This window comes from Micromonospora sp. NPDC005197 (assembly GCF_040608295.1).
Classification (GTDB): domain Bacteria; phylum Actinomycetota; class Actinomycetes; order Mycobacteriales; family Micromonosporaceae; genus Micromonospora.
Genome location: NZ_JBEXHY010000191.1, coordinates 1 through 7543, shown reverse-complemented (window position 1 = coordinate 7543; position 7543 = coordinate 1). Strand labels below are relative to the sequence as shown.

10 protein-coding genes, 1 tRNA gene and 2 pseudogenes are annotated in these 7543 nt (G+C 69.3%); 8 read left to right on the top strand and 5 right to left on the bottom strand.

Features of this window, described 5'->3' with window-relative positions; translation table 11 throughout:
* Positions 1-128: 128 nt before the first annotated feature.
* Positions 129-464 carry a hypothetical protein gene (locus tag ABZU46_RS30125; RefSeq protein WP_354863057.1) on the top strand — a complete coding sequence of 112 codons (336 nt, stop codon included), beginning with the start codon at positions 129-131 and terminating at the stop codon, positions 462-464.
* Between the two features lie 147 nt (positions 465-611).
* Here the strand turns inward: ABZU46_RS30125 and ABZU46_RS30120 are convergent, their stop codons facing one another.
* Positions 612-1094, bottom strand: a complete 483-nt coding sequence (locus tag ABZU46_RS30120; RefSeq protein ID WP_354863055.1) for a hypothetical protein — start codon at positions 1092-1094, stop codon at positions 612-614.
* Between the two features lie 224 nt (positions 1095-1318).
* Between ABZU46_RS30120 and ABZU46_RS30115 the strand changes: the two are divergent.
* The 3 genes and pseudogenes from ABZU46_RS30115 to ABZU46_RS30105 form a co-directional block, all read left to right on the top strand.
* Positions 1319-1576 (top strand): annotated as a pseudogene (locus ABZU46_RS30115) (replication initiator); the annotation flags it as partial.
* On the top strand, positions 1573-1770 hold the full coding sequence (locus tag ABZU46_RS30110) for an excisionase family DNA-binding protein (protein ID WP_089001262.1): 198 nt from the start codon (positions 1573-1575) through the stop codon (positions 1768-1770). The pseudogene ABZU46_RS30115 and the gene ABZU46_RS30110, both read left to right, overlap by 4 nt.
* Positions 1770-2989 (top strand): annotated as a pseudogene (locus ABZU46_RS30105) (tyrosine-type recombinase/integrase). The gene ABZU46_RS30110 and the pseudogene ABZU46_RS30105 overlap by 1 nt, the downstream one beginning before the upstream one ends.
* Positions 2990-3078: 89 nt before the next feature.
* On the opposite strand, the gene ABZU46_RS30100 reads toward ABZU46_RS30105, so the two are convergent.
* Together ABZU46_RS30100 and ABZU46_RS30095 are read right to left on the bottom strand one after the other, a co-directional pair.
* A tRNA-Val gene (locus ABZU46_RS30100) sits at positions 3079-3150 on the bottom strand.
* 50 nt (positions 3151-3200) lie between these two features.
* The gene (locus tag ABZU46_RS30095) at positions 3201-3779 is read right to left on the bottom strand and encodes a PGPGW domain-containing protein (protein ID WP_354863053.1); all 579 of its coding nucleotides are present in this window, start codon (positions 3777-3779) and stop codon (positions 3201-3203) included.
* 273 nt (positions 3780-4052) lie between these two features.
* Between ABZU46_RS30095 and ABZU46_RS30090 the strand changes: the two genes are divergently transcribed.
* The gene (locus ABZU46_RS30090) at positions 4053-4484 is read left to right on the top strand and encodes an SsgA family sporulation/cell division regulator (RefSeq protein WP_007457244.1); all 432 of its coding nucleotides are present in this window, start codon (positions 4053-4055) and stop codon (positions 4482-4484) included.
* Between the two features lie 113 nt (positions 4485-4597).
* Here the strand turns inward: ABZU46_RS30090 and ABZU46_RS30085 are convergent, their stop codons facing one another.
* Positions 4598-5374, bottom strand: a complete 777-nt coding sequence (locus tag ABZU46_RS30085; protein WP_354863051.1) for an SDR family oxidoreductase — start codon at positions 5372-5374, stop codon at positions 4598-4600.
* 189 nt (positions 5375-5563) lie between these two features.
* On the opposite strand from ABZU46_RS30085, the gene ABZU46_RS30080 reads away from it, so the two are divergent.
* Together ABZU46_RS30080 and ABZU46_RS30075 are read left to right on the top strand one after the other, a co-directional pair.
* The gene (locus tag ABZU46_RS30080) at positions 5564-6556 is read left to right on the top strand and encodes an AraC family transcriptional regulator (RefSeq protein WP_354863050.1); all 993 of its coding nucleotides are present in this window, start codon (positions 5564-5566) and stop codon (positions 6554-6556) included.
* 7 nt (positions 6557-6563) lie between these two features.
* Positions 6564-7019, top strand: a complete 456-nt coding sequence (locus tag ABZU46_RS30075) for an Rrf2 family transcriptional regulator (protein WP_007457237.1) — start codon at positions 6564-6566, stop codon at positions 7017-7019.
* A gap of 6 nt (positions 7020-7025) precedes the next feature.
* On the opposite strand, the gene ABZU46_RS30070 is transcribed toward ABZU46_RS30075, so the two are convergent.
* Positions 7026-7181 carry a hypothetical protein gene (locus ABZU46_RS30070; RefSeq protein WP_354863048.1) on the bottom strand — a complete coding sequence of 52 codons (156 nt, stop codon included), beginning with the start codon at positions 7179-7181 and terminating at the stop codon, positions 7026-7028.
* A 141-nt stretch (positions 7182-7322) separates the two neighbouring features.
* Here ABZU46_RS30070 and ABZU46_RS30065 point away from each other — a divergent pair, with 141 nt between their 5' ends.
* Positions 7323-7502, top strand: a complete 180-nt coding sequence (locus ABZU46_RS30065) for a DUF4236 domain-containing protein (RefSeq protein ID WP_030333600.1) — start codon at positions 7323-7325, stop codon at positions 7500-7502.
* Positions 7503-7543: the final 41 nt, after the last annotated feature.

The window sequence follows — 7543 nt, the reverse complement described above, 5'->3', positions numbered from 1 at the left end:
CTTCGAATCCACCGGTTCGCACCTCCTACCAGCGGCCCAGGCAGCCTGACTAAGATCAACACATCGACCCTGTCCGTCGAAACGGGTCAAGCCCACTGCCACTGGCATCCGGCGGCGTTAGGATCGACGTGACGTTGACCAAGAAGGGCTCTCGACTCATCACGGTCGACGGCGTGGTCTTCAGGTGGCGGGGGCGTGGACGACCTACCTACGCGCAGGCGCTCGGTGAGCGGCCACTCTCCCTCGCCGTTGAGCAAGCCGACTGCAAGGGCGGCGTACTGCTGGTCAGCATGCCCCAGGACCACCCGAGCAATTGGATCGGCTGCCCGTCGGTCCCTGTTCTTCCATCGATGGTCGCGGCAGTCATCCGCAAGGCGCTGAGCGAGGGATGGCGTCCTGGCCAGCTGGCGGCGGCCTTCCGCAGTACTGCGCCCGACGCATCGCAAGAGCCGCCGACTCCTTGACCCCCAGGCAACCAACACGGGGGTTGGCCCGCCGTTTTGCGGGCGTTGAACTGCTGGGAACGTCCATCAGCATTCCTGCTCGTCCGCTGGCGTCCGTCCCGATCGTCACCAGTTAGTCACCCCCAGGCGAGTTGCAAGATCGTTGCATCAATCGTCGTCGGTGACTGTGAAGGGCGCGTAGCCCTCCCTCACCTCCGTCACGTCAAGGTCGCTGAAGATGAGAGTGATGGCGTGAGCGTTCATCTTGAAGCGGACCTCGTGAAAGGGAATGCCGACCTTGTCAGCCCACGACCGGGCACGCTCGGAGTCTGCCACCACCTCCGCACCTGGGTAGAGCGGCTGCCAGCGCACCGCCCACACAAAGCCGTCCAGGTCCGGACCGATCTCCCGGTCGGTCAGTCGCTCGTCGAGCGAGCAACGCCAGGTCTCGGGACTCACCGCCGTCTGCACCTCGGCTGCGACGCAGTACTTGAAGAGGTAGCGGAGGTGGACGGGTGGGATGCCGGTACGCGGGTCTGCGGTGACGTAGACGATGACTTCGTAGTCGCGGACGTAGTCGGTGTACCCGTGATGCACGATCGCGCCGTCGAAGATGTCATCCAACGCCTGCCTGAGCTGCGCGATCTCCATCCCCCGTTCTACCACCCGCCGGAACACTGCCCTGGCGGGGACGGTCGAGCACTGTCAGCTTGGGAATCGGGTTAAGTAGGGCTCCTTGGGCCTGGTGCCGGCTGGTCGTGGGAGTACGGACCATCCGAGCAGGCTTCCCCATAGGCCTCTACTGGCCGGTGTTGACCGCTGCATCGGGCACGGATCGGGCACGGGAGCCGGGTGGCTGAGGCTTGAACCCCTAACACTTCCTCACCAAGGCCCGCCGCTACTCCGTCACCCTCGGCCTGCTCCGCGACACTCGCGCCAACTACCGACGCGAAGAGGACGACGACCCGCCAGACACGATCACGGTCGGCACCCTCGCCTTCAGCGGGTCCGGCTGACTCACCGAAGGTGACGCCCTGCTCGCCAACACCGCCGCAAGTCAGCGGCGTGAGGCCAGACGCATCGGTCGGGAAGAACTCGCACATGAAGCCTGGCTCACCGGGGCCGCCGCATGAACCACGATCTCCGCCCCCGCTGGTACTCCCCCGCCGAAGTCGCCGTCCTGCTCGGCTTCGGCATCTCCAAGGTCAAGATGAAGATCGCTACCGGCGAGCTGCGCTCTATCAAGGACGGCAAGTACCGCCGCATCCTCCCGGAGTGGGTCGACGACTACATCCGCGAGCAGGTCGAACGCCAGGAGGCTGCCTGATGCCCGCCCGCACGCGCGCCAACGGCGAAGGCTCCATCTTCCCCTACCGCAACGGCTTCGCCGCGTACGTCTGGGTCACTAAGCCGGATGGCAGGCGCACCCGGAAGTACGTCTACGGCAAGACCCGCGAGACCGTCCACGACAAGTGGATCAAGTTGCACCAGCAGGCGAAGCAGGGACTGGTAGCGACCAGCGTCCCGACGGTCGGCAGCTTCCTCACCTACTGGCTCAACGAAATCATCCAACCGAACCGCGCGCCCCTGACCTACGCCACAAACGAGACATTCGTCCGCCGCTGCATCTCCCCCGGCCTCGGCGGCAAGCGGCTGGACCGGCTCCAGTCCCGGGACGTGCAGACCTGGATCAACCAGGTGGCCCGCACCTGCCAGTGCTGCGCCCAGGGCAAGGATGCCGCCCGCCCGAAGCACAAGCGCCGCTGCTGCGCGGTCGGCCGCTGCTGCCAGGCCGTCCCGTCGACGCGGACGGTCAGCGACATCCGAGCCGCGCTACGAGCCGCCCTCACCCACGCCCAGGCCGAAGACCTCATCACCAGGAACCGCGCCGTGCCGGTCACCCTCGCCACCGTCCGCCGACGGCGGGGCAAGTCCTGGTCAAGCGACGAGGCGCGCAAGTTCCTGGAGTCCGCCCGAGCACACGACGACCCGCTCTACGCCGCCTACGCGCTGGTCCTCGTCACCAGACTCCGTAAGGGCGAAGCGCTGGGACTCACCTGGGAGGACGTCGACCTCGATGCCGGAGAACTGACTATCGGCCGCCAACTCCAACGCGTACGCGGCCAGCTCCTGCACCGCGACACCAAGACCCAGGCGTCCGACGCCACCCTTCCCCTGCCCGACATCTGCCTGACCGCCCTCAAGCTCAGACAGCAACAACGCGACGAAGCTGAAGCAGCCGCGGCAAGGCGTGGCACGAAACGGACCTCGTCTTCACCACCCGCTACGGCACACCCATCGAGCCGCGCAACTTCCAACGCTCCTGGCAGACAAGGTGCGAGAGAGCCGGCGTCAGGCCGATCACCGTTCACGACGCCAGGCGAACCTGCGCCACGCTCCTGGCCGACCTCGACGTCCACCCCGGATTCGCCATGCAGGTGCTGAGGCACGCCCGCTTCTCGGTGACGATGGAGATCTACACGCAGGTCTCATCGACAAAGACGAGAGACGCGCTCAAGCGCCTCGGCGACTCCCTGAGTCGCTGACGAGAACTGCTGTACAAAGCTGCTGTACGCAAGCAGAAAGGCCACCTCCCGAACCCGGGAAGCGGCCTCTGACCTGCAAGAACTGAGAGTGGGCGATGCTGGTATCGAACCAGCGACCTCTTCGGTGTGAACGAAGCGCTCTCCCACTGAGCTAATCGCCCTCAGCGCCACTGACTCTACCCGATCGTGGAACCAGACCGGAAATCCGGGGTCAGTGCGTCGCGAGGTACTGCATCGCCTCGGCCACCACGTCGATGCCGAAGCTGAGCTTGAGTGAGAGCCAGACCACTACACCCACGAAGACCAGGCCGACGACGCCGAGCACGAAGCGCAGCGGCAGCGACTGTCGCGTCACCCACTGTGTCCAACCGTGCACGTGTCGGCGGGTGAAGCCGAGCAGTCGGCGGGCCCAGTGGTATTCGACGGCCCAGATGCCGAGGCCGGCGATGACCAGCAGCCAGCCCGGCCCGGGTAGCGGGATCAGGGCGATGCCGATGGTGACCACCAGCGCGCCGGCGATCGAGATGAAGATCTTGAGGGCGATCCGGCCGGTGGGGTTGGCGCGGATCAGGTCGAGGGTGGTCGAGATGCGGTCCCGCCAGCGTGGGCGTCGCGGGGGCTCGCCGACGACGAGGACGCCGCCGGTACGGCCCGTGTCGGGCGTCGACCGTCCGGGTCGCTCGGGTTGCTCCATCGACACGTCGTACCCCCGCTTTTCGGCTGCTCGGACCGCGACTTTCGGCGGACCGGACGCGGCCACCGGATCCACTGAGGATCGGTTCGTGACCATTTCACCCCCCAGTGTCGCTCGGGCCCGTCACTGCAACGGCCGACTGGACGTTACCGGAGTAAGTCGACGACTGAGCCACCCGACGCCGGGCGGAATCACGCACTGGGCAGAACCGGAAATCCTACATGAATGCTCACATTCACGCGGCCTTTCCGTCCCCCTTCCCACCACTGGGTGAAGTCAGCGTATGGCGGAGCGTAGCCAGGAGTAGCACCTGAGTATGGGAAAAGCGGGACACGCGCGTTCCGCAGCGGTGCCGGGGGGAGAACGTCCATGAGTGTCATCCGACCGACGACCGTAGAGGTCGAGACGTCGCTAAGGCTCGTCGCACCTGACGCCACCGCCTTGCCGGTGCGTGCCAGTCTGCGTTACGACCCTGCTGACCCGTATGCGGTCCATGTCCTGTTCCATGCCGAATCGGCCGGGGGCGAGGCGGTGAGCTGGTCGTTCGCGCGCGAACTTCTGGTCACCGGCCTGGACGAGCCGGCGGGCATCGGCGATGTGCGGGTCTGGCCCTGGGCCACACCACGGGGCGACTTCGTCGCGCTGGCCCTCTCGTCACCGGACGGCAACGCCCTCTTCGAGGTGCCGCGCAGCGTCCTGGTGCGTTTCCTTCGACGGACGTACGTCGTCGTCCCGCGCGGCCGCGAGGCCGAGCACCTGGACGTCGACACGGCGGTGAACCGGCTGCTCGCCGGTCGCTGAGCACCGCCCGAACGGGCAACACCGGCCAGACAGGGCCGCGCGGATCTGCCGAGTCCGCGCGGCCCTGGCACACCCGGGGGTACGCGGGCAGCCCGACCCGGCGTCGCCGGCGCTCAGCCGTGGGTGGTGATGCCGCCGTCGACGGGGATGACCGCGCCGGTGAGGTACGCGCCAGCCCGCGAGGAGAGGTAGATGGCGGTGCCGGCCATGTCCTCGGGGCGCCCGATGCGGCCCAGCGGCACCTGCTGCTCGATGGCGGTCCTGCTCGCCGGGTCGTTGAGGGCGAACGCCATCATCTTGCTCTCGAAGGGGCCGGGCGCGATCGCGTTGACGGTGATCTGCTCGCCGGCCAGTTGGTGGGCGAGGCTGCGGGTGAGCATGTGCACGGCCGCCTTGGTGGCCGAGTACGCGTACACCTCCATGAACGGCACCCGGATGCCGTCGATGGACCCGATGTTGATCACGCGGGCGGGGTCGTCGGCGCTGGCTGCGGCGCGCAGCGCCGGCAGCAGCGCTGTGGTGAGCCGGAAGACGGCCTTGACGTTGACCGCCCAGAGCTTGTCGAACGCGGCCTCCGGGTAGCTCTCCAGCGGAGCGCCCCAGGTGGCGCCGGCGTTGTTGACCAGCACGTCGAGACGGTCGATGCGCTCGCGGACGGCGGCGGCGAGGGTCTCGGCGCCCGCGTCGGTGCCCAGGTCGGCGGGGATCGCCTCGCAGTGGCCCTCGGCGGAGAGTTCCTTGGCGACCGTCTCGCAGACGTCCGCCTTGCGGGACGAGATGATCACGCGGGCGCCGGCTCGGACGAAGCCCTGGGCGATCATCAGCCCGATCCCCCGCGACCCGCCGGTGACCAGGACCGTCTTGCCTTCGACCGAGAACAGCTGCGTCATGCCCATCCCATCGCGTGTCGGCGGGTCCGCCGGGCGGTCGGGCGGACGGCGGGCGCCAGGCGGCCACGGACCGCACAGCGCTACCGCCGGGTAACGTAGCCCGGCCGCGGGGATCGTCACAAGCCTCGGCGCCGCCGCGCACGTTGATCGGGATGCGGTGACCTGCGGTTCGGGCTACCGTCGCAGACGATGGTCTCCACCGATCCCTCCCCCGCGCCATCGATCGGAACGGCGTCACCCGTACCCGACGAGATTTCCACGTTCGCGCTGGCCGACCTGGCCGGTGACCCCGGCTGGCGGCGGCCGGTGTTCGTCGAGCGGGAGCTGTTGATCCTCACCACCCGGGGTCACGGCGACGCCGAGCTGGACTTCCACCTGTTGCCGTGCCGACCCGGCACGCTGCTGCGGGTCCGCGCCGGTCAGGTGCTGCGCTGCGCCGGCCCACAGTTCGACGCGACGGTGGTCGGCTGGACCGCCGACGCGCTGCACGGCCTGGCCGTCGACCCGGACGCCCCGCAGACCTGGCGGCAGTTGGCCGGCGAGGACGAGGACGCGGTGATCAACGAGGTGAGCCAGTTGGCGGTGGACTGCCAGCGGCACGGCGGCGCCCCCGCCGGTCGTGCGCTGCTGCGCCACCAGCTCGCCGTGCTGCTGCTGCGGCTGACGCTGCCCGGTATGGCCCGGTCCGGGCACCGGCCGGAGGTCGAGACGTTCCAGCGATTCTGCCGGGAGGTCGAGCACGGCTACCAGGTGACCCGGCGGGTCGAGGACTATGCCGCCGCGCTCGGCTGCTCGGTGCGGACCCTGACCCGCGCCTGCCTGGCCGTGACCGGTCGCAGCGCCAAACAGGTCATCGACGAGCGGGTCGCGTTGCAGGCCGCCCGGCTGCTCGCCGCGAGCGACGAACCGATCGCCCAGATCGGCCGTCAGCTCGGCTTCACCGAGCCCACCAACTTCGGCCGGTTCTTCACCCGTGAGATCGGGGTCAGCCCGGGCGCGTTCCGCGCCGCCCGCGATCAGCCGGCCACCGGGCGGGTCGTCCGACCCCGACCGGCGGTCGAGCCGACGGGCGCCAACAGCGGGCGGTTCCGCTCCGGCGCCGCCGTCGAACCGGCCAACGGCGGTCACGCCACGCGGTCCGGGAAGCCCACCGGGTCGGGCGGCGGGATCGGGCGGGCATGATGGCGGGGTGCAGATCTCCGCGCGCGGCGACTACGCGGTACGGGCGGCGCTGAGCCTCGCGACCGCGTACCCCTCGCTGTTGTCCACCCAGGCCATCGCCGCCGAGCAGGACATGCCCCGCAAGTTCCTGGAGGCGGTCCTGGCCGATCTGCGCCGGGCCGGCATCGTGCGCGCCCAGCGCGGCGCCGAGGGTGGCTACACCCTCGCCCGTCCGCCCCGCGAAGTGACCGTCGGCGCGGTGCTGCGCGCGGTGGAGGGCCCCCTCGCGGGCGTCCGCGGCCTGCGGCCGGAGGAGACCCGCTACGAGGGCGCGGCGGAGAACCTGCCCGGCCTGTGGGTGGCGGTCCGCGCCGCCGTGCGACGGGTCGTCGACGAGGTGAGCCTCGCCGAGATCGTCAGCGGTCGGCTGCCCGCACACGTCCGCAAGCTCACCGCCCTGCCCGACGCGTGGGAGCCGCGCTGACCCTGGTCACCGGGTGTGGATGACGTCGGCCGTGGGCAGCCGGGGCAGCCGCTCGCGCCAGGCGTCCGGGCCGGGGTGGCCCACACTCATCAGCAGCAGCGCCTCGTGCCGCCCATCGGGAAAGAACTCCCGGGTCACCCGGGCGGCGTCGAACCCGGCCATCGGTCCGGCGGCCAGCCCCGCAGATTGTCGGGTCGTGCCGCGTCACCGTCCACCCGGGACGACGAGGGGGTTTCGGAATTCGCCCGTTCGGGAATGTTCGATCTCGACACGGCAGGGAACGGTGACGAGGGGAGACCTCCGATGGGCCTCATGTTTCGCAAGCGCAAGAAGTACGGACCGATCATCCTGAACTTCACCGAGAACGGCTTCTCCTCGTGGAGCATCAAGATCGGCCGCTGGTCCTGGAACTCGAAGGCCCGGGCGCACCGCGTCGACCTGCCGGGTCCGCTGTCCTGGAAGCAGGACAAGTCCCGGTCGTAGCGTCCCGGGAGTCGAGCGGGGTGCCGGTGATTCACCGGCAC